Source organism: Arhodomonas sp. KWT (assembly GCF_010993615.1).
The window spans coordinates 1-1,626 of record NZ_WNXE01000188.1 but is presented as its reverse complement, the minus strand read 5'-3'; the positions used below and the strand labels follow the sequence as shown (position 1 = coordinate 1,626).

Below are 1,626 nucleotides of genomic sequence, written 5' to 3'. Positions count from 1 at the left end.
CGGGGGATGATGACCAGCCCCAGCTCGACGGCGGTCTTCACCAGCGCGGCCATCTCCGCCTCGGTGTCCGGGCAGAGCACGACGAAGGGCACCTCCACGCGCCAGTCGGTGGCGTCGGTCTGGTGGGAGACGCGGGAGAGCCCGTCGAAGCAGATGTTGTCCTCGCGGGTGTGGCGGGCGAACGCACGGCGGGCGCGCTCGCGCTTGCGCTGCATCTCCGGGAACCACTGCTCGAACTCGCGCACCGCGGTCCGGGCCTGGTCGGCCAGGTCCAGGGCCTTGCGGTTGCCCTCGGCGCGGGCGACGATCTGGTCGAGTCGGTGGTTCATCGCCTCGATCAGCGCCCGGCGGCGTTTGGCGCTGTCGAGGAGGTCGTCCTGGATGTAGGGGTTGCGTTTGACCACCCAGAGGTCGCCGAGGACCTCGAAGAGCATGCGCGCGGAGATGCCGGTGCGGCGGCTCTCGCGTAGCTCGTTGAGGGTGTCCCAGGCCTCCGGGCCCAGGTAGCGCAGGACGATCTCGCGGTCGGAGAAAGACGTGTAGTTATACGGGATCTCGCGGATGCGGGCAGTTTCAGTCATTCGCCTGGTGGGTCATGTTGCGCTGCGAAGGACTAGCATCATACAGCGCCGCCCCCCGGGATTCAGTGCCTCGACCGCCGGGATTGACAGAAACTATTAACCCCTCTTACCTGTCTCATTGTTTAAATGAATTGGATTCATGCGTCATGGCCGCCTGATCCACCACCGCCCGTCGCGGCGCAATGACCGATCGCATAACAGCATGGCAGTATTGGTTGTCTACCGACGAGGTCACACTTGCCGCGCCAGAACGGTTGGATTAATGACGACTCCGCCGCATAATGCGGAGCTTGATAAAAAGGAACCAGGCCCGACACCGACGAGGTAACGATGTCCACCCAGGTTCTCGTGGTCGATGACTCGACCATGTCACGGAAGATCACAATCCGTGCGCTACCTCCGGAATGGGACGTGGAGGTCTCGCAGCTCGATAACGGCGAGGATGCCGTGGAAGCCTGCCGAGAGGGTAACGTGGACGTCATGCTGCTCGATCTCACCATGCCGGGCCTCTCCGGCTTCGACGTGCTGGAGCGTATCTTCGAATTCCCCTCCCCGCCGGCGGTCATCGTGATCTCCGCCGACGCCCAGCCCAAGGCCGAGGAGCGGGCCATGGAGCTCGGTGCACGCGGTTTCGTGCGCAAACCCGTGGACCCGACCATGCTGGCCGCGACCCTGCGGGACACAGGGATATTATGAGCGTCGAACCCTTTTCGGCGGACCAGCAGGACGCGCTGCAGGAGATCGCCAATCTGGCGATGGGCCGTGCGGGTGCCGTGCTCGCCGAGATGCTGGACGTCTACATCGAGCTCTCGGTACCCCGGGTGGCGATCGTCGAGGCCGGCGGCCTCACCCCCGAGGTCGAGGCCCTCACGGGGCGCGACAGTCAGGTCGCGGCGGTACGCCAGCCGTTCATGGACGGCGTCAGCGGCGAGGCACTGGCGCTGTTCGGCGAGGGCGGCTGCCGCGGGCTGGCGGACCTGCTCGGCCACGACAGCGTGGACGAGACGGTCGAGCGCGAGCTGCTGCTCGACGTCAGCAACATCCT

At 65.6% G+C, this 1,626-nt stretch carries 3 protein-coding genes; 2 read left to right on the top strand and 1 reads right to left on the bottom strand.

The genetic code is table 11. The annotated features are described in order from the left end of the window. Positions 1-581 (bottom strand): DUF3683 domain-containing protein (locus G7A99_RS25600; protein WP_240466307.1); only part of this gene is annotated, 581 nt, incomplete at its 3' end. 330 nt (positions 582-911) lie between these two features. On the opposite strand from G7A99_RS25600, the gene G7A99_RS16310 reads away from it, so the two are divergent. Together G7A99_RS16310 and G7A99_RS16305 are read left to right on the top strand one after the other, a co-directional pair. Further along, complete coding sequence (locus tag G7A99_RS16310) at positions 912-1,277, top strand: response regulator (RefSeq protein WP_018719418.1); 366 nt, start codon at positions 912-914, stop codon at positions 1,275-1,277. Then, positions 1,274-1,626, top strand: a 353-nt coding sequence (locus G7A99_RS16305; RefSeq protein WP_205599881.1) for a chemotaxis protein CheC, incomplete at its 3' end; no start/stop codon positions are given. The genes G7A99_RS16310 and G7A99_RS16305, both read left to right, overlap by 4 nt.